Consider the following 18,991-nt stretch of genomic DNA (forward strand, 5'->3'; position numbering starts at 1 on the left):
TGGCTGGGATTGATCTGCTCACCGGCAAGGTCCACGCCCTTGTCAAAGATCGCCACCGCAGTCGAGAGTTCGTCGAACTCCTCAGGCTTATCGATGCCGCCTATCCGCCGAACACTGCGATCAAATTGATCCTCGACAATCATTCCGCGCACATCTCGCGAGAAACCAGAGCCTGGCTCGCCACTCGACCAAGCGGGCGCTTCGAGCTCACCTTCACGCCCAAGCACGGCTCATGGCTCAATCTCATCGAGGGATTCTTCTCCAAGTTCGCCCGTTCAGTCCTGCGCCATATCCGGGTGGCCTCAAAACACGAACTCAAGGAGCGCATCATGGCTGGTATCGACGACGTCAATCGCCATCCGGTCGTCCACACATGGTCCTACAAACTCGCCGACGTCGCCTGATATGATTCGAACCAAGAAAACGCTGACCTAGAGGGACACGGCTGCTTCGCACGACGACGTCCGCCACAGCGTTCCCGTCTTGTAAGATCCACCTAGACCTGTTTGCTAGTTCGAGATGGACCATCACGTGAAGCTTTTCGGAAATCATGGTTTCGGCCGGGTAAGCGCGCGGCTTCGGTGCAGGCTGATCGAGCAAGATAGAAGCTCGATCTCATTTAGATCCGGTTCGGTCGCGTCGCCATAACCGATATCAACGACAATGCGATTCGCGCTCCATCGATTGTGGCGTAGCACTTGCGACGCAGGCCATTGTAACCCGACTCTTCGCGGACGGTGTCGACAAGGGCGCCGTCATCGTCACGCCCCCCCACTTCATCCAGTGGCAAGGGGACGATTACAGGAGACTGATCGCGAGAAGAACAAGGTTGGCCGACTGGCGCTTACTCGAACTCAAGGCATACCCAGCCACCGCCCCCAGCTACGCGGCTGCATGCCTGCGATCTAGTCGTCCGTTCTCTAATCGCGGGCACGGTGTCAATCCCGATAGACAAAGTGATCCACTGCCGGGTTCATGGTTCTTTCCGCGGTCGTCTCTCCAGGAGCCGCCGCATGATGGCGTTCAAGAGGTGTGCATCTCGATGTGAAGGGCGCGGTGCGTAAGCCCGCAGGGACGACTTCGAGATTGCCAACACCTTCGTCCCGGCAGGGACGCCTGTTCCGCCGAAGGCGGATCTGAGTTGGTTTAAGATTGGTTCATGCGGCGCGCATCTCTGCCTGGAACTCAGTGCCATCGGTCCAGATGGCATGGAGGATGACAGCCATTTTGCGAGCGACGGCAACCTTCGCCTTTTTGGCGCCGATGCGTTTGGCCAGCTTGCAGCCCCAGCGCTTGAGTGCAGAACCTCGCCTGACAACGGTCAGCAGGACGTTCGCGGCCTCGAACAGATAAGTTCGAACCTGGTGGTTGCCGCGCTTGGAGATGCGGCCAGTGCGATCGATCTCACCGGATTGATAACGTCTCGGCGTCAGGCCGAGATAGGCGCCAACGTCGGTGGAATGTCTGAAGCGAGCGGGGTTGTCGATGGTAACGACGAAGGACAGGGCCGTCAGGGGACCGATACCGGGAACGGTCATCATTCGCCTAACAGTTTGGTCGCCTTTTGCCACTGCAAGGAGTTGTCGATCGAACTTCTCGATTTGCTCAGTCAAACAGGACTGGGCAAGGAGCAGTGGTGCGAAAATATCTTGCAAATCCGGCGCTTCAGCGAGCACGGCGTTGACTTTGCGAGCCAGGTTGGTCGAACCGGCCTTGCCGAGCACTATTCCCAACCCCTTGCACAGACCACGCATTTGGTTGTCAATATCTCGCCGCAGATCCACCAGCTTGCTTCGAGCCGCCAACACGAACGGGTTTTCAGCTCTCCGCACCCTTCACGGAGCTTCCCGGTACCATCCCATGCGGGCCATTTCGGCCAACCCCTTGGCATCGTTCTTGTTGATGCGCATTGATAATGCCGCGTTGGCATGACGCGCATCAAGGCAAATCACCGGAAAGCCCAGCGCTCTGAGCTGGTGCCAAAGCCAATTGGATAGCGAGCCCGTTTCAAAAACGATCCGTTCAGCATTGCCGGCATGCCGCCGCAAGAGTTTGGCGATGGCCTCCGGATTGGTCGGCACGCAACCTTCGAATGTCAGGCCGCCGGTCTGGTCCAAAACGCAAATGCTGGTTTCTTCCATGGAGATGTCCAGACCAACGTACTGCTTCATAGCGCTGCTCCCTTTCGATAATCGGCTGGGGCCCATCCTACGGACCCTCGCGTCCTCAAGAAGACGTCAGCCGCGATTACGCCATGTTAAGAAGCCGATCTGAGTGTTGATTGGGCGGTGAAGGCTGCGATGAGGGCGGTGAGGAAGAGGCACTAAAAATCCCTCAGCCAAGCGAGGATGCGGCGGAAGTTGTGTCCGACGGCGGAGAGAATGACGTTGGTGGCGTCTCCGGCGCGGCCCTTGAGATAGCAGCGGCCGAGGTGGCTTTCGGCCTTCAAGTGCCCGATGATGGGCTCGATGGCGGATCGGCGTCGCAGCTCGCGTTTGATGACGCCGAAGACGCCGCGCTTCTGGCCTGAGATGAAGACGCGGCGCGGGTTCTCCGGTTCTCCGTGCCATGGCCGCGGTATCCCTTGTCGACATAGGCGCGCTCGATCGGACAACCGGTGAGCCTCTCGGTGTCTGCGATGACGCCGCCAAGGGTGTGGCCGTCGTAGGGGTTGTCCGGCAGCGCCCTGGCGTGCAGCACGAAGTGGCCGCCGGGGCCACGGCGGTTGGTGGTGACGATGGAGGCCTTGACGCCGATCTATGAACCACGCCCGCGTTGCAAGAGGAATCGACAAAGGGATGAAGCGGTTTGCGCCAATCTATCCGGCTTCAATTTGGGGCTGTTGCCCCGAGCCATCATGGATATCCGCCCACTTCTGTCCTCAATAACTCGCCGGCCTCAGGAAGGGCCATGGAATCGAACCAGGCTTCAGAAGTGTCGGTGGAACCGTTTCTCCATTCGTCCTTTCCGTCTCGCAAACCTCGGCGGGTTATTGTGCCTTCCTGATCGGACCTTGGATCTTCCTTTCCGGCCCTGTTTCTTATGCGGTGCGGCCCAAGAGGTTGGCGTCGTAGTCACGGCCCTTTGCGAGCATGCTCCAGGCCATGCGCGCGAATTTTGCGGCCAGGGCAACAACCAAGACATTGGAGTGGAGCCGCTTGGACGCTGCCTCCACCAGGCTCCGAAGCCATGCCGAGGCCAACTCTGACGCTGCAGAAGTACGGCTCTGGCGCCCTGAATGAACAGCGTTCGCAGGTACCGATTACCGCGCCTCGATATGCGCCCGAGAATGGTTCGATCGCCGGTCGAGATTTGCTTCGGTACCAGACCAAGCCATGCTGCAAAGTCCCGGCCCTTATGGAAGGCATCACCGGTTCCGATGGCGGCGACCATCGCGCTTGAGATGATCGGCCCGACGCCGGGCGCACTCATTAGGCGGCGACAGTGTGGATCTTGATCAGCGAGTTCGTCGATTTCTTTCGTCATTGACGCGACCCGTCGGTCGAGATGGCGCCAGTCCTCGGCCAAGTCTTGAATGAGCTGGATCACTCGAGGCGATAAGTTGTCCTTTGGCGCTGAGAGAATCTGAGGAAGTGCCAGTCGGAGCGCTGCCGCTCCCTGCCGGACTGGCAGCCCTCGCTCAAGCAAAAAGCCTCGGATTTGATTGATGACCGCGGTTCTTTGCGTCACCAATCGACTGCGAACTCTGTGCAGTGCCTGCAAGTCAAGTTGCTCGGCCGACTTCAACGGGACAAAGCGCATGGTCGGGCGCTGCGTCGCCTCTGTGATGGCTTCGGCATCACGGAAGTCATTCTTGTGGCCCTTGAGGTATGGCTTCACATACTGTGCCGGCAAGAGCCGTACTTGATGGCCTAATTTCTCCAGCTTGCGCCCCAGGTGGTGTGCTCCTGAACAAGCCTCCATTCCGATCAGGCAGGCCGGAACATTAGCCAGCGACTGCTCAAGCTGATTTCTCGATCGCTTCTTGCGTAGGATGATTGCACCCGTGGCATCGAATCCCACCACATGGAATGTGTTCTTGCCTAGGTCGATACCGATCGTGACAATGTTCGTATGGGACATGGCTTGCGCTCCTGCTGCTGCCCCGCGGGGTAGCACGTGCCTCTGAGAGCGGGCGTGGTCCATGCCATTAACTCATAAGGTGCGCTGGCCTTGCCCTTGCCGATGCACTCCACCTCTGGGGCATGGAAGGAATAGAGCTTCCAGCCGCGCTGGCGCTGCTGCTGCGAGCGGATCTGCGCGGCGCGGCCGAGCGGAAGTGCGAACGTCTGCTCAAGCGCCGTCTGTCCTTCGATCTTGCGGCGGATATCGCGGATGATCCGGCCCAGCCGGCTGCGCAGGATACGCAACTGCCGCTGATGTCGCTTGAACTGCTTGGCGTGGGCATAGCGTCCCGCCATCATCGCTGCCTTCTTGGCGATCCGCAGGTAGGATTGACGCAACCGCACGCCGTGCCTGCTCGCCAAGTGGTTCAGTCCCCGGATCGCCGCATGCAGCAGCTTGGCGTCGGTCGGGAAGGTGATGGCCTTCGGCTGCACCGTGGTGTCGACCGTGACCCGCTTGAGGTCATTGCGGCGCAAGGCGGCCGGCGCCGTGCGCCACCCGCAGGCTCTCGGCCAGCAGCAGCTCCAGCTTCTCGCCGAGCCGCTTGCGCCAGTGGCTCAGGTCAGAGCGCTCATGCGGAAAGCGTGCTGGAAGAACTCCTCGCCGGTGAAGTACTGGAAATACGGGTCGTGGACCCAGCGCTCGCACACCCCCTCGTCGGATAGCCCGTAAATGTGCTTGAGCAGCAGCAGACCGATCATGAAGCGGGTCGCGATCCCTGGCCGGCCGTGCTCGCTGTAGAGCGGCGCAATCTCGCCGTCGATCCAGTCCCAGTCGATCTTGCCAGCGAGCAAAACCAGTTCGTGCTTCAGATTGATGATCTGGTCGAGCCGAGCCCGGAACAGATCGTTCGATCCAGTCGTCTGGTGCTTCTTCGGCCGCATCGTCCCCTCCGATGCAGACAAGGAATCATGCTTCCCGCTTCGAGGGAATCCCGAAAACGAAATCGCAAGGTTCCGGCGCTCAAAGCAGCAAAACCTTGCAATCCGGAAACGCGCCTTGGCCCAAATCGAGATTCCCGTTCAGTGGCTTAGGTCTTCTTCACATGGCGTAATCGCGGCCAGCTGCTCCTCCTGAGGCACGAGGTCCGATAGCATCGACCTCTCAGATTCGCCATGAAGGGAGCCGCTATGAAGCAGTATGTCGGTTTGGATATTTCGATGGAAGAGACCAGCATGTGCATCCTTGATGACGCTGGCAAAGTGATGTTCGAGGGCAGCGTTGGGATAAGCCCAGATGCCATCGCAAAGGTTCTGCGCAAACGTGCAGCGCACGCCGAACGCATCGTCTTTGAAACGGGGGCGCTCTCCAACTGGCTTTGGCACGAACTAAAGGCGCTGGCGTTTCCGGTCATCTGTCTTGATGCCCGACATGCCAATGCCGTGCTGTCCACGCGGATGAACAAGTCGGACAAGAATGACGCCAAGGGCTTGGCCGAAATGGCGCGGATGGGCTGGTACCGGGAAGTCTCGGTCAAGAGCGTGGAGAACCGACAGCTTCGGTCCGTGCTGGCCGCCCGAGCGAAGCTGGTGGAACTACGCCGCGATCTCGATAATCAAATGCGAGGTCTGTGCAAGGGGGTAGGAATTTTGCTCGGCAAGGGAGGCGCGGGTGGTTTGGCCGCCAAGATCACCAGCGTCCTCGTAGACAATCCGGAATTGGCGGACATCTTCGATCCACCTCTCCAGGCTCAAGCGTGTCTGACCAAGCAAATCGATAAATTCGACAAACAACTTCTCGACCTCGCTCGGGGTGACCAGACCGTCCAGCGGTTGATGACTGTGCCAGGCATCGGCCCCCTAACAGCTTTGTCGTTCGTCGCCACTGTTGATGACCCAGCACGCTTCAAGAGCTCTTCGGATGTCGGCGCTTATCTCGGTCTGACGCCTCGGCGCTACCAGTCCGGGGAGATCGACCATAATGGGCGGATCTCCAAACGAGGGAATACGTTTGTGCGAACCTATCTATACGAGGCGGCTAACGTGTTGCTGACCGTAGTCCGGCGTGGATCGGCATTGAAGCGCTGGGGTGTCAAGCTGGTTAAGCGCATCGGCGCGAAAAAGGCCAAGATCGCCGTCGCGCGCAAAATGGCTGTTGTCCTTCATACCATCTGGACCGACGGGACAGAATTCCAAGCGGAAAACAGTCCAGCATGACATCCTAAATAAACAGGATTCCGCTTCGGCGGGATAAGCGTCCCTGCCGGGACGATGGTGTCGGTGATCTCGAAGTCGTCCCTGCGGGCCCATGCACCGCGCTCTTCACATCGAGACGCCACACCTCCGAACGCCATCATGCGGCGGGAAATCCGACCGCGGAAAGAACCATGAACCCGACAGAGGACGATCATTCAGGAGTTGACACCACAGCCGCGATTAAAGAACAGACGACGATCTATTCTTCTGCTCCAGCTCGCGATGCCGCTTTTTTTGACGGCGTGAACCGCCTTTGCTCAAACCGTAGTGTATCAAGTTCGCACATTCGTAGTTCGGTGCAGTATTTCGGCCAGCGTAGGGCACTTTTTAGTCAGAATCAGCGTTGGCCCGCGTCTATTCTTTTGGACGGTTTTGCTCGATCCCCTGCCCCTATTCTTCCCGATGTTTTCAGAAATGCCGCGGGAGCCCAGGTAGGGCGATAACGGCGACAAGTAGAGCGATTTGTGGCCATGACATTTTCGGCGATTCCTCTAACCGGCATCTCATTCCCGAGATCAGAGGACGAGCCCGGCAGAACCAGATACTCGATGCGGGTGGTGCGCGCGAAGCTTGAGGCGCTTGTGGTCACCTCCCATTCACAGCGCGTCCGCTGGTGGATTGAAGGCGATCGTGTTCGGCGCTGCCGCTCTCAACGACGTCTCCCTCACCCGACGACCGTCCTCATAACCCTGGTTGGAAGGAGCCCCACCATCTTCCGTCCATTCGTCCGAGCCTCGGTCATCCCGGCATTCGAGCACGTCATGGCGCCGTACGGCCCGCTCATTCTGGTCGTGCAGGGCGTGGCATTCAAGCAGGGCATCTTTGGCTATCTGCGAAACCTGCTCGGGACCAAGCTTTGACATTTTTCTTCGGCACACAGAAGGGCACTTCGCGATGTTCATGACCGCAACCAAACAAGCGCCTAACGGAGCAAATGATCCGGTCTCGGCGGCGACGGGGTGGCTGGACAGGTTCAATTCGGCGCTGACCTCTGGCAACGTTGAAGCTGTCGGCGAGCTCTTTGTGGAGCACAGTCACTGGCGTGACGTGCTCGCGTTCCAGTGGGACTATCGCACGATCAAGGGGCGTGAGGCGATCTCGCGGCGTCTAGTAAAGGAAACGCCTACGGTCCAGCCCGGTGAACTCAGACTCGCCAAAGGGCACACTGCGCCGATCAATGCAATGCGTGTCGGGCGGGCGTCAGTCGAGGCGATAGTCGAGTTCGAAACGGCAGTGGGATCTGCGAAAGGTGTCGTGCGGCTGGTGTCAGCACCCAGCGATCCATCCGATGGTCGCGCCCTCGCATTCATGACCGCGCTGCAGACCATTCACGGCCATGAGCCGCGCCTGGGCGATAATCGGATCGAGCGTGTGCCCGAGGACCAACCAGGCGAGAGCTGGCTTGACAAGCTCGCGAGAGAGCGGTGTTTCGAAGGCAAGGACCCCGAAGTATTAGTCGTGGGCGCAGGTCATTCCGGGCTGTTCATCGCGACGAGGCTCCAGGATCTTGGAGTCGAGACACTGGTCATCGACAAGCTACCTCGCATTGGGGACAACTGGCGAAACCGGTATCGCTCGCTGGTGCTGCACAACGAGCTTTGCGCGAACGGCTTTCCGCATCTCCCATATCCGGAGAATTGGCCGGTTTACCTGCCGAAGGACAAGTACGCGGGGTGGCTGGAAGCGTTCGCCGAGTTCATGGAACTTCGCGTCTGGACCGCGACAACTTTCCTAGGGGGCGCCTTTGACGAGGCTTCGGGGCGGTGGGATGCGCGAATCCGCGGGGCCGACGGTAGGGAACGTACGCTTCATCCGCGCCATGTGGTTCTGGCAACCGGTGGCTTTGCGCCCCGCAAGCTCTACCCAAAGCTAGAAGGTATCGAATACTTCCGCGGCTTGGCCGTGCACGCGGCGGATTTTAAGTCGTCGCCAGACCTCCCCGGCAAGAAGGCTATCGTGATTGGTACGGGGACCAGCGGCCACGACCTCTCGCGCGAGCTCGTAGACCTCGGCTGCAAGGTCACGATGGTCCAGCGCGGCTCGACCCAAGTCATCAGCCTGACCCAAGCCAATCTCGCCTATGCCCTCTACCACGAAAAGAGGTCGACGGAGGAGAGCGATCTTATCGGATTGACCAACGATTTCGAGTCGGTCGTCAAGAGCTGCCAGGAGTACACCAAGCTCACCAACGAGTTGGACAAGGAGCTCATTCGCGGCCTTCACGCCGTCGGGTTCAGGACGGACGATGGCCCTAGCGGCGGTGGCTATCTCCTCTCAGTGTATGAAAGGCGCGGCGGCTACTACATCGACGTGGGCGCGTCCCAGTACCTCATCGACGGTCGGATCCAACTCGTTCGAGCCGAAGCGATAGCGAAGTATGGCCCCGACGGCGCCGAACTCAAGGACGGCGGCAGGATCGAAGCCGATATCATTGTCTTCGCGACCGGCTATCACGGCTCCGAGGTCGAGATCGAAAAGTATTTTGGCGCCGAGGTGGCGCGCAAGGTTGGCCAGATCTGGGGTTACGGTGAAGACGGTGAGATACGCAACGCGTGGCGCCCGACTTCTCAGAGGGGCCTCTGGCTCCAACTCGGCGCCATATCGGCCTCCCGCAACCACTCCAAGTATCTTGCGCTCGGGATAAAGGCCGAACTGCTCGGGCTCGCGCGTCGCAAGAGGTGATCCGGTGCGCTGAAGCCGCGAGGAGGATGTAGTTGAGGCTCGCTCGGACGACTTGCGCCTACGGCGCTCAGACCGCAGATGCCATTGCGGCGACGGAGCTTGAACCTGTTGTGTACGTGGGCGTCTGTGACGCGTATGGCGCAGGCGTTCTGCACATATCGGGTAAGCGAGCCCTGCTCGAAGATGCGAAAAAGCGGGTGTCAGGGATTCCGAGAAACCTTCGACGCTTCAAGCATGAACGCGCCTACTACCCGAAGCCTGCTGAATTTTACGATATTGAGAGACAAACATGATCGCGCGCCGGGACGCGAACCTGCCGTTCGATGGCAAGGTCGCACTTATAAAAGGGGGCATCTGGCATTGGCGGAGCGGCCGTCGCTCGGTTGTTCCCAAGCGGCGCCGTGCTCAATTGCAAACACGATCTGCTTCTCCTCTCCGAGCGAGCTCCAGCGGTGCATGGAGTGAGCCCCATGTGGGAGACGGCAGAAGGTCAACCAATCGCGGTGACGGGGCTACACTCGGCGTGTTTTGTTGAGAAGGTGCCGGAACGCAGAGCTGCATCAGCCGAGTGGAAGGAGAACATGAGGATTGGTTCTGTTGAAATCGTTTCGCTGATCGACGGAGAGGTCGAGGGATCCGCGGAAGCCATGTATCCGACGGCGCCAGCCGGCACCTGGGAGCGCAACAAAATGCATCTCAACCGCTTGAGCGGCAAGTTGCTGATGTCGGTCGGCGCATATCTACTTCGGTTCCCTAACCGGCTTGCCCTGATCGACTGCGGCAACGGCCCAAACCCAAAGCCGCCGTTCCGGGGCGGAGCATTGAGGTCCTCCATCGCCTCGCAAGGTGTCGACCCCGAAGAGATCTCGGACGTCATCTTCACCCATCTGCACTTCGATCATATCGGCTGGGCAACACACGAAGGGAAGCCGTCGTTCCCAAACGCCACCTTCCACTGTAATCAACTGGAATGGGAATACAACATGCGGGAGGATTACGAGCCGCAGGAGTTCGAGATCCGCTCCGCCAATCCGCAGGACTTGGCTCATGTCAGGCTTGCGCCCATCCGCGACCGCTTCCGCACTTGGAGTGGTACGGACACCGGCTTGCCCGGGATGACGACCATCCCAGCACCCGGGCATTCGGTAGGCTCATGCGCCATTATCCTGGAATCGGAGGGCGAACGTTGCGCATTCCTTGGCGATGTCGCGCATTCGATCCCCGCACTCATTGATGGCTTGCGGTTCCCAATCAACGAGAATTCCGACCAAGCAATGGAATCTCTGTACAGCATACGAAGCTTCCTTGCGCAGGAGGGGATCCCGTGCTCCGCCTCGCACTTCCCGGGTTTGTGCTGGGGCAAGGTCGTGCGGAACGGCAGCGAGTATCGCTGGGCGCCAATCGGCTGACGGCCTACCGTGAGCGCTACAATTTGACTAAGGCCCAGATCATCACCGTCGCCGCCATCGGAAATATTCATGACATGTTCCGCCGCAACTCGCTGCTGATCTCGAGTGCTGGATAGACGCGCGACAAAAGCTTGGTCGAATCATTCGCCAACCGCGTTCTCCGGGATAAGTCTGCGGTCCGCTCGCAATAATCTCGCATTGGGCGGACGGGCAAACAGAGAGGTTAGATGACCAAGCTCCAGCTCGTCAAACGACAGATTTACGGCCGACGCAAACCGAACCTGCTAAATGCCGATCCTGATTCCATATCTAGATGCAACAGACTGCGCCGTTGATCATCCATTAGATCAGTCGGCGGCCGCTCTTTTTTGACGCGATCAATTCGATCGGAGCCACAAAGTGGTCTTGGCTAAATTGCTAGGCGACGACGATCGTGAAGGTCGAGCATGTCCGGCTCTGCCACAGCCGCACGATGGCCGTCGAGTGCGTGGGTGGCGGGCGGCTGCTCCAAACACGCTAGTCTTAGTCTAGTGTGGAGGCGTCAATGCCGCGTTCAGGTTCAACCTTGCCCGGGCGCTAGTGACGCACTGTGCACCGTAACCTCGACGCGACCATAAACGCCTCACCTTGTCCATGACGCATGATCGAGGACTGACGGTCCGCAATTTATCGCCGGCGGCGCAGCGATAATATCTCAACGCAGTATCGAAGGTCATCCGATATTTTAGCCGATCGCTCGAGCATCTGGGCTTAGAGGATGTCCATGCGTTCCAGGTTCATCTGGTGGCGACGGGGAATCGTGGCCTGCACCCAACCAGTTCGTCTGACACGCTGGCTGTTTCCGGGTCGCCACGGCGAGCAGCCTCTCGACGAACCGTGCTGCACGCTGCCTGCCGTTCCTCCGCTATCGCAGCCGGTTGAGCAAGCACGCCATTGGACGGATTGGTGCGATGGGATCGGTCGGGCAGGCGCGGCATTCAAGCCGAGATTGACAGAGTGCTTTGTGTCCTGAGCACCTAGCAGCTCGAGACGCTGAGTAACGAGAGCCCCGGCAGAAGCTGCTCGAAGCGCCTGACCTTTCAATCGCGTGATCGCCATGTTGCGGCGGTGAGCATATGAACGAAGCGGCTAAACCCCCGCCATTATCACGTATTTTATTTCGAGATATTCCTCGACGCCGTGATGCGACCCTTCGCGCCCCAGGCCACTTTCCTTAACGCCGCCACAGGGTGCGACCTCAGTCGTGATCAGGCCGGTGTTGACGCCGACCATGCCGCATTCGAGCGCTTCAACGACGCACCAGACGCGGCCGAGATCGTGGGAATAGAGGTAGGAGGCGAGCCCGAACGGCGAGGCGTTGCACATCGCGATTACGTCGGCCTCGTCCTTGAAGCGGATCACCGGCGCGAGCGGACCAAACGTCTCCTCATGGGAGACCAGCGAGTCCGGCTTGACCTCAGTGAGCACTGTCGGCTCGAAGAAAGAGCGTCCAAGCGCGTGGCGCTTGCCGCCGGTGACCTTGGCGCCGCGCTTCACGGCATCCGCGATATGCCGCTCGACCCTGTCGATCGCCTCCATGTTGATCAACGGCCCCTGTGTCACGTCCGTTTCCGTGCCGTCGCCGATCTTCATGGCCGCGACCTTCTTCGAGAGCTTCTGCACGAACTCGTCATAGGTCCTGTCCTGGGCATAGATGCGGTTGGCACAGATGCAGGTCTGGCCCATGTTGCGGTATTTGGAGACGATCGCGCCCTCGACCGCTGCATTGAGATCGGCATCCTCGAACACCACCAAGGGCGCGTTGCCGCCGAGCTCCAGACCGAGCTTCTTAACGCCGACGGAGGCTTGCCGATAAAGGATCTTGCCGACTTCCGTCGAGCCGGTGAAGCCGACGAAGCGCACCGCCGGGTGCTCGCAAAAGACCTTACCGATCGGCGGTGCATCGCCGCTGATAATGTTGAGCACGCCCGTTGGTACGCCGGCCCTCTCGGCCAGGGCCGCGAGCGCGAGCGCCGAGAGCGGCGTCTCGTTAGCTGGCTTCAGCACCACGGTGCAGCCGGCCGCTAGCGCGGGCGACGCTTTTCGCGTGATCATCGAGTTCGGGAAATTCCACGGCGTGATCGCGCCGCAAACGCCGATCGGCTGCTTGATCGCGAGCAGCCGCGCGTCAGGCCGCTGCGCCGGCATGATCTCGCCATAGACGCGGCGGGCTTCTTCGGCGAAAAATTCGACATAGGCGGCGCCGATGTCGACTTCACCGAGCGCCTCAGTGATCGGCTTGCCCTCCTCGGAGGTGAGAATCAGGGCGAGATCCTCGCGATTGAGGACAATCAGCTCGTACCATTTGCGAAGGATGTTGGAGCGCTGCTTGGCGGAGAACTTGGCCCAGGCAGGGACTGCACGCTCGGCCATCCAGACATTGCGGCTGCCCGCGGGCCAAAGGCCTTCGCGGGATCTGGATCTCCAATCCGGACGGGGTCAGGTCGAAGCTCGACCCGGCGGGCGGGACCTTCATCGCCTTGCCCCTGCCTGCGCCGGCCGGGGAGGAGCGCGACGTGACTTCCGCGACCCCCGCACTCTTGCATCGAAACACGCACCACATGATTCATTGGCATGGCGCGTTTTGGTTCTCACAAACCGAGGCCGGCTTTCAAACGAGCTTTCTTTAAGAGACGCCTTCATTCGGTAACCGTCTTACGAAAGCCGGTCAATTCGCGGACAAAGCTACCGCAGTAAACAACAAATGGAAGTTAAGAAGCGTTATGTACGTTGCGTACATACCTGCGTCTTTGAACGATCCACGATTCGGCTAATATCCACGCTGGCAGCTTATGCGTTGGCCTATGGGAAGCAGAAAACACTACCGCGCGTTATGAGATGAAAAGTGCTTGCGAAGGTCAGATGGTTAAGCGCATTGCTAAGTCACGTCATTGTTGCCACGACTTCGCTCTTTAACCTGGGTGCGCCGGACCTCTCGCTAGCATGTGCTAGTTCATCCGCTGCAGATCACGGCGGAGGGCTTCCTCGAACCATTCCTCCAAGGCATGGCGCGTGAAAAGTCAGTTGCGCGGAAGGGCGTCGCTGTGCCGCTCTGGCGATGTCTGCGACAGTTCCCATGCGAAAACGAAGGTAGGAGAAACTGACATGACAGACGTGCAGGGGCGCACCGCATTCATCACCGGCGGTGGCAACGGCATCGGATTGGGCATCGCTCGAAGCTTTGCGCGTGCTGGTGCCAAGCTGGCCCTGATAGATGTGGATGCCTCCGCCCTGGCTCGCGCGAAGGCGGAGCTGCAGGACCTTGCTCCGGTCGAGACATTCCAACTCGATGTTCGTGATCGCCATTCCTACGCCACGACAGCAGAAGCGGCGGAACGCGCACTGGGACCTGTATCGCTGCTGTTCAACAACGCTGGAGTGATTAGCGCTGCCCCTGTGGAGAAACTCACCTATGAACTTTGGGACTGGTCGATCGGTATAAACCTCTACGGCGTCATCAACGGCGTGCAAACGTTTCTGCCGAAGATCGTCGGACGCGGCCATGGTGGGCATATCGTGAATACTGCCTCGAGCGCGGGCCTTGCGTTAACTCGCTCCGGGGTTCTGTACACTACATCTAAGTACGCGGTGGTGGGAATGTCGGAGGCATTAGATGCCGAACTGGGCTCCGCCGGTATTGGTGTCAGCGTACTATGCCCTGGTCCCGTCGCGACCGGCCTCATTGAACGATCGTCGAATGCTGCTCCCAAAAGGGGGTTGTCCTTGTCGGAAGAGCAGGAACGGCGGGGAGCAGAGGGGAGAGCTCAGTTCACCGAATACCTGAAGCAAGGCGTCAGCATCGACGATGTCGGTGAGATAGTTCTCAAAGCGGTGCGAGAAAATAGGTTCTACATACACACGGATCGCAAAATGGAGGAACCGATAAAGGCTCGGACCAAGGCACTTCTCGAGGCCATGCCGAGCTAACCGAGCACGACGACCTTGTCCTAGTTTTTTTGCTGACGTCGAGGTCCCGCGTGCAGCCACGATATCTCGGCTGAAGGGTTTTTCGAAATTAACAGCTCGGTGGTAAGGCTGTGTCGGAACATCGGTGCCTTGGTAGGGTAGCAGCGGACGCCGGTGCGCTCCAAGGCGGTTTTGGTGGCGATCGTAAGCGCGCAAGCGGATGTAAAGCCGACCTGCGGAGCCATCACGCGCAAAAATCAGCAATACGACAACGTGCGCGGCTGCATGCCTGCGATCTATTCTTCTGCTCCAGTTCGCGATGCCGCTTTTTTCGACGGCGTGAAGCGCCTTCGCACTTTTACTGTAAAAATTCGCAGATTTGTAGTTCGGCGCAGTATTTCGGCCAGGCTACGGCCTTTTTGGTGAGAATCAGCGTTGGCCCGCGCTATTCTTATAGACGGTTTGCTCGGCCCCTGCCCCTGTCCTTCCGATGATTTCAGAACCGCCGCGGGAGTCTAGGTAGAGAAAACAACTGCGACAAGATAGAGGCGATTGTGTGGCCATGACATCCTCGGCGATTCCTCTAATCGGTATCCCAACGCCGGGAGCCCGTCGAAACCGTGCCAGCACTTGACCCGAAGAGTACGACGGCGTCTCGCCCACCGCTGACATTTAGCGCCGCCAAGACGTATGTCAGTCCGGCCAGTTTAACTGGCCGTTTCCGCGCATATTAATCGGAGATCGGAATGCCCAAAGAAATCTACATTAATCCAGATGAGTTCAAAGCACGCAGCGCGCTGAGCGCGCCTCAGATTCCTGTTCATGCTTATGAAGGGAACATCGAGACCGAACGGGCCAACTTTGGTGATGCGGAATTGCTGCGATTGCTGCACGATATGATCATCATTCGCGAATTCGAAACAATGGTGGGTTCACTGAGATCGAAAGGAGCCTACAACGGCGTTGAATTCAATTTCAAAGGGGCGGCGCATCTCTCGATAGGGCAGGAGGCGGCGGCGGTGGGTGCTGCGGCCTCGCTAGAACCTGATGATCACATCTTTGGCAGTCACCGCAGTCATGGCGAGTTTATTGCGAAGGGTTTCTCTGCAATCCGCAAGCTTGCCACGAGAGCCGTCCGCGAGATCATGGAAAATCATGACCGCGGTTTGTTGCTTCAGACAGTTGAGAGGCACCTTCCGGGAGAGAATGCCCTGGAGACCACGGAGAACTTCATTCTTCTCGGCTTGCTAGCCGAAATCCTGATGCGCTCGACGGGCTTCAACCGAGGTATCGGCGGATCGATGCATGCCTTCTTCCCGCCTTTCGGAATTTATCCCAACAACGCAATTGTCGGAGCCTCAGCCGGAATTGCAACCGGCGCCGCCTTGCAAAAGAAGCTCGCTCGGAATGGCGGCATTGCCGTTGCGAACGCCGGCGACGGTTCGACCGGGTGCGGACCGGTGTGGGAAGCGATGAATTTCGCTGCCATGGCGCAATTCGATACGCTGTGGACCGACGCCGTAAAAGGGGGCCTGCCGGTCCTCTTCTTCTTCAGCAACAACTTCTACGCGATGGGCAGCCAGATCATCGGCGAGACAACGGGACGAGACCGTCTCTCGCGAATTGGGCTCGGTGTTAACCCGCAAGCTATGCATGCGGAAACAGTTGACGGAACCAATCCCCTTGCAGTTGCCGATGCCGTGAGGCGTAAACGGGAGCTTTTGGTTCAAGCTAGAGGGCCAGCCCTGCTGGACGTTGAATGCTATCGTAGTTGTGGGCACTCGCCCTTCGATGCCAACGCATATCGAACGAAAGAGGAAATCGATGCTTGGGAGGCGCACGACCCGATTCTGCTGTTCTCGGACCGTCTTCAGAATGCTGGGATTGTGAGGCCAGATCAGATCGTTGCGCTTCGCCAAGAAATCGCCACGCGCATGCGCTCCATCGCTGCAGTTGCCGTCGATCCTCTTCTCTCGCCTTCTGTGAACATCCGGGCGGATCCATTGTTGATCGGCAAGCTCATGTTCTCGAATTCCGAAATAGAGGTTCCTGCCCAAAACGCTCCGCTTGTGCAGCCATTGCAGGCCATGTCTCGTGTGCAGCAGGACGCTAAGAAAAGCAGGTGCGGAATCGCTGAGGATGGAAAGAAATTGTCGGGAATGCGGGCAATCACCTTACGCGATTCGCTGTTCGAATCCATTCTACATCACATGGTTCATGATGAGCGCCTGATCGCCTATGGTGAGGAATGCCGAGTACATGGCACCGCTTTTGGCATATATCGCGGCCTCGCAGAAATCCTGCCGCATCATCGCTTGTTCAACACACCTATTTCCGAGGCCGCCATTGTCGCGACTGCGGTCGGTTATGCCATGGAAGGCGGTCGCGCCCTCATCGAACTGATGTTTGGCGATTTTCTCGGCCGCGCAGGCGACGAAGTCCTCAATCAGATGGCAAAGTGGCAATCGATGTCCGGTGGCGAGCTTAAACTGCCTGTCGTATTGCGTTGCTCCGTTGGGTCGACGTATGGCGCACAGCACTGCCAAGATTGGACCGCCCTGTGTGCACACGTCCCCGGCCTCAAGGTTGTCTATCCGGCGACACCATATGACGCGAAGGGTCTTTTGGCCTCAGCGCTGTCGAGCAACGATCCCGTAGTTTTCTTTGAAAGCCAACGGCTCTATGAAACTGTTGAACAATTCCGCCCCGACGGAGTCCCGACAGAATATTATCGGCTTCCAATTGGCGAACCCGACTGCAAGCGCTCAGGCAACGATGTCACGATCTTGACCATTGGGCCCTCATTGTACGCAGCAGTAGCTGCTGCTGATGAGTTGGAAGCGACTTTCAAGATCTCTGCGGAGGTGATCGATGCGCGCTCAATTGTACCGTTCAACTATGCACCAGTGCTCGCTTCGGTTAAGAAGACGCGGCGCATCCTGCTCGTGTCTGAAGCCTCAGAAAGAGGGAGCTTCCTGATGACCTTGGCCGCGAACATCGGTCGTTTTGGCTATCGCCATTTGATTGCCCCGCCGCGTGTTCTGGGTTCACCAAACTGGATCGTGCCCGGCGCCGAAATGGAAATGACCTACTTCCCGCAACCAGACGACATCATAGATGTCGTCACCGGAGAGCTCTTTCCCGACAGGCGAAGCAATCGCCGCGGTCATCGAAACTGGGACGACCAGGAACTCGCCCGGATCGGTCTATAGAACCTCCAATCAGACAGAGACTAGGATGGACAACCACATTATCTTGCCGGCGCTTGGAAACGAGATCGAGGAAGCCGAGATTGCCGAATGGCTCAAAGCGGAGGGGGATATGGTTAAGGAAGGTGAACAGACTGTTTTGGTCACAACGCCGAAGGTGACCCTGGAGCTCGAAGCGCCGGTGACAGGTAGGCTAAAGAAGATCCTTATTCGTGCGGGCGAGGTCGCAGCAGTTGGCGCTAGGCTTGGAATCATCGAATCATGACGGGAGGATCTGGTCTACTCCGTTTGGGCGGTACCGGGCCAAATCTGCTGCTTATTCACGGATTTGGCGCCGACCGCATGACATGGCTCGCCAATCAGGACGTGCTGCTGCAGTCGAGCAGCGTCTTTGTATGCGATCTGCCGGCTCACGGTGATCAGCCTCCTCTCGCGGGAGAGATGACAATCTCGAGAATTGTTGATGAGCTGATCAGCCAACTCGAGCCCCGGAGCGAGCCTTTTGTCCTGGTCGGTCATTCGCTTGGCGGTGCCATCGCCATAGAATTGGCAGCTCGGCGGCCGGATCTGGTTGACGCATTGGCGCTGATCTCGCCTGCGGGCCTCGGCACAGGCATAGATCGCGATTTCCTAGGCGGCTTTTCAGCTCTTTTGGACACGAACTCCGCTATGGCGCTCCTTCGGCGATTGGTCGCGCGCCCACGCCTCATAACGCCTCATATTGCACAGCGAGTTATCGAGCACTTGGACCAATCGGGCGTCCGTTCGGCTATGCGAGTGCTGGGCGACCAACTGATCCAGGTGGAGACGTCAATCAAACCCCATGTCGCTTCCGTCGCTCTGAGCAAGATTCCGCGGTTGGTCATCTGGGGAGAGGACGATCAGATCAATCCTATCGATAGATCAAAGCTTGCTACGTTCAATGCTCAAATGATCGCTCTGCCGGATACCGGTCACCTTCCTCACATTGAAGCAAGTAAGTCCGTCAACCGCTATCTTATACAATTTCTGCATGCGTCTTGACGGGGGAGCAACGGTCTGAGCGGCCGATCGATCCCCGATCTATCCTTGCAACCTAGCGCGCCTCCTCAGAAGGATACATCGGATCACTTCTGCCCTAATCGGATTGGTGCCGAACCTCGATGGCGCAGCGGGAACGCGCAATCAGAGGACAGGGCGTTGATCAGGTGTGGGAGGGGTGGCGTCGCCAGACGACCCCCTTCCCGATCAGTCCCAAACGATTCAATCTGGTCGGATCCCGCTTTAGACGCAGAATTTCAGCTAGGCGAGCCCTCTTTTAGGGAATTTCTGTTTTTGAATCGTGCGATATGTTCACTGTGACGCCGCACAGCTCATGCTCTCAGTCGCGGTGCGCTCGGACTTGAGAACTGCGCCGATCTGGCCAAAGCGTGGGTAGTGATCGAGC

The 18,991-nt window shown here is 58.6% G+C and carries 13 protein-coding genes and 5 pseudogenes; 12 read left to right on the forward strand and 6 right to left on the reverse strand.

The genetic code is table 11. The features are described from left to right. Window positions 1-404 (forward strand): IS630 family transposase (locus CQ13_RS36265; protein ID WP_156434115.1); only part of this gene is annotated, 404 nt, incomplete at its 5' end. Window positions 405-1,157: 753 nt separating this feature from the next. Here the strand turns inward: CQ13_RS36265 and CQ13_RS36270 are convergent. The 5 genes and pseudogenes from CQ13_RS36270 to CQ13_RS36290 all read right to left on the reverse strand — a co-directional run. Then, complete coding sequence (locus tag CQ13_RS36270) at window positions 1,158-1,832, reverse strand: IS110 family RNA-guided transposase (RefSeq protein ID WP_347337085.1); 675 nt, start codon at window positions 1,830-1,832, stop codon at window positions 1,158-1,160. Window positions 1,833-1,835: 3 nt separating this feature from the next. Continuing rightward, complete coding sequence (locus CQ13_RS46900; protein WP_347337086.1) at window positions 1,836-2,171, reverse strand: IS110 family transposase; 336 nt, start codon at window positions 2,169-2,171, stop codon at window positions 1,836-1,838. Window positions 2,172-2,257: 86 nt separating this feature from the next. Beyond that, window positions 2,258-2,754: pseudogene (locus CQ13_RS42105) on the reverse strand (transposase); the annotation flags it as partial. Between the two features lie 286 nt (window positions 2,755-3,040). Then, a pseudogene (locus tag CQ13_RS36285) lies at window positions 3,041-4,083 on the reverse strand (IS110 family RNA-guided transposase). A gap of 71 nt (window positions 4,084-4,154) precedes the next feature. After that, window positions 4,155-5,009, reverse strand: a pseudogene (locus CQ13_RS36290) (IS5 family transposase); the annotation flags it as partial. Window positions 5,010-5,255: 246 nt separating this feature from the next. On the opposite strand from CQ13_RS36290, the gene CQ13_RS36295 reads away from it, so the two are divergent. From CQ13_RS36295 to CQ13_RS47445, 6 genes and pseudogenes are all read left to right on the forward strand, one after another. Further along, the gene (locus CQ13_RS36295) at window positions 5,256-6,281 is read left to right on the forward strand and encodes an IS110 family RNA-guided transposase (RefSeq protein ID WP_057847572.1); all 1,026 of its coding nucleotides are present in this window, start codon (window positions 5,256-5,258) and stop codon (window positions 6,279-6,281) included. A 170-nt stretch (window positions 6,282-6,451) separates the two neighbouring features. Continuing rightward, a complete protein-coding gene (locus CQ13_RS43890; protein WP_156434116.1) occupies window positions 6,452-6,763 on the forward strand; it encodes a hypothetical protein in 312 nt (103 codons plus the stop codon). A gap of 457 nt (window positions 6,764-7,220) precedes the next feature. Beyond that, complete coding sequence (locus tag CQ13_RS36300) at window positions 7,221-9,002, forward strand: flavin-containing monooxygenase (protein WP_057847573.1); 1,782 nt, start codon at window positions 7,221-7,223, stop codon at window positions 9,000-9,002. Window positions 9,003-9,034: 32 nt separating this feature from the next. After that, complete coding sequence (locus tag CQ13_RS47440; protein ID WP_156434117.1) at window positions 9,035-9,295, forward strand: porin; 261 nt, start codon at window positions 9,035-9,037, stop codon at window positions 9,293-9,295. 177 nt (window positions 9,296-9,472) lie between these two features. After that, entirely contained in the window at window positions 9,473-10,411 is a 939-nt protein-coding gene (locus tag CQ13_RS36305; protein WP_156434118.1) for an MBL fold metallo-hydrolase, read from the forward strand. Between the two features lie 633 nt (window positions 10,412-11,044). Then, window positions 11,045-11,235 (forward strand): annotated as a pseudogene (locus CQ13_RS47445) (phage integrase N-terminal SAM-like domain-containing protein); the annotation flags it as partial. A 304-nt stretch (window positions 11,236-11,539) separates the two neighbouring features. Here CQ13_RS47445 and CQ13_RS36310 read toward each other — a convergent pair. Further along, window positions 11,540-12,820, reverse strand: a pseudogene (locus tag CQ13_RS36310) (NAD-dependent succinate-semialdehyde dehydrogenase); the annotation flags it as partial. Window positions 12,821-13,555: 735 nt separating this feature from the next. Between CQ13_RS36310 and CQ13_RS36315 the strand changes: the two are divergent. The 5 genes from CQ13_RS36315 to CQ13_RS36330 all read left to right on the forward strand — a co-directional run bounded on the left by CQ13_RS36315 (window position 13,556) and on the right by CQ13_RS36330 (window position 18,588). Next, window positions 13,556-14,377, forward strand: coding sequence for an SDR family NAD(P)-dependent oxidoreductase (locus CQ13_RS36315; RefSeq protein ID WP_057847568.1), 822 nt, complete (start codon window positions 13,556-13,558; stop codon window positions 14,375-14,377). 174 nt (window positions 14,378-14,551) lie between these two features. Beyond that, entirely contained in the window at window positions 14,552-14,782 is a 231-nt protein-coding gene (locus CQ13_RS43900) for a hypothetical protein (RefSeq protein ID WP_156434119.1), read from the forward strand. 320 nt (window positions 14,783-15,102) lie between these two features. Next, window positions 15,103-17,568, forward strand: a complete 2,466-nt coding sequence (locus CQ13_RS36320; protein ID WP_057847569.1) for an alpha-ketoacid dehydrogenase subunit alpha/beta — start codon at window positions 15,103-15,105, stop codon at window positions 17,566-17,568. Window positions 17,569-17,593: 25 nt separating this feature from the next. Next, window positions 17,594-17,830 (forward strand): lipoyl domain-containing protein, encoded by a 237-nt coding sequence (locus CQ13_RS36325; RefSeq protein ID WP_057847570.1) that lies wholly within the window; start codon window positions 17,594-17,596, stop codon window positions 17,828-17,830. Beyond that, complete coding sequence (locus CQ13_RS36330) at window positions 17,827-18,588, forward strand: alpha/beta fold hydrolase (RefSeq protein WP_057847571.1); 762 nt, start codon at window positions 17,827-17,829, stop codon at window positions 18,586-18,588. Before CQ13_RS36325 ends, CQ13_RS36330 begins: the two co-directional genes overlap by 4 nt. Window positions 18,589-18,991 lie beyond the last annotated feature (403 nt).

Source organism: Bradyrhizobium retamae, assembly GCF_001440415.1.
Classification (GTDB): domain Bacteria; phylum Pseudomonadota; class Alphaproteobacteria; order Rhizobiales; family Xanthobacteraceae; genus Bradyrhizobium; species Bradyrhizobium retamae.

Bases quoted from the DNA above. Each gene is read 5' to 3' on its own strand.
- CQ13_RS36320 (WP_057847569.1), top strand. From the start codon at position 15,103: ATGCCCAAAGAAATCTACATTAATCCAGATGAGTTCAAAGCACGCAGC.
- CQ13_RS36325 (WP_057847570.1), top strand. From the start codon at position 17,594: ATGGACAACCACATTATCTTGCCGGCGCTTGGAAACGAGATCGAGGAA.
- CQ13_RS46900 (WP_347337086.1), bottom strand. From the start codon at position 2,171: ATGAAGCAGTACGTTGGTCTGGACATCTCCATGGAAGAAACCAGCATT.
- CQ13_RS36315 (WP_057847568.1), top strand. From the start codon at position 13,556: ATGACAGACGTGCAGGGGCGCACCGCATTCATCACCGGCGGTGGCAAC.
- CQ13_RS43890 (WP_156434116.1), top strand. From the start codon at position 6,452: ATGAACCCGACAGAGGACGATCATTCAGGAGTTGACACCACAGCCGCG.
- CQ13_RS36295 (WP_057847572.1), top strand. From the start codon at position 5,256: ATGAAGCAGTATGTCGGTTTGGATATTTCGATGGAAGAGACCAGCATG.
- CQ13_RS36300 (WP_057847573.1), top strand. From the start codon at position 7,221: ATGACCGCAACCAAACAAGCGCCTAACGGAGCAAATGATCCGGTCTCG.
- CQ13_RS36305 (WP_156434118.1), top strand. From the start codon at position 9,473: ATGTGGGAGACGGCAGAAGGTCAACCAATCGCGGTGACGGGGCTACAC.
- CQ13_RS36330 (WP_057847571.1), top strand. From the start codon at position 17,827: ATGACGGGAGGATCTGGTCTACTCCGTTTGGGCGGTACCGGGCCAAAT.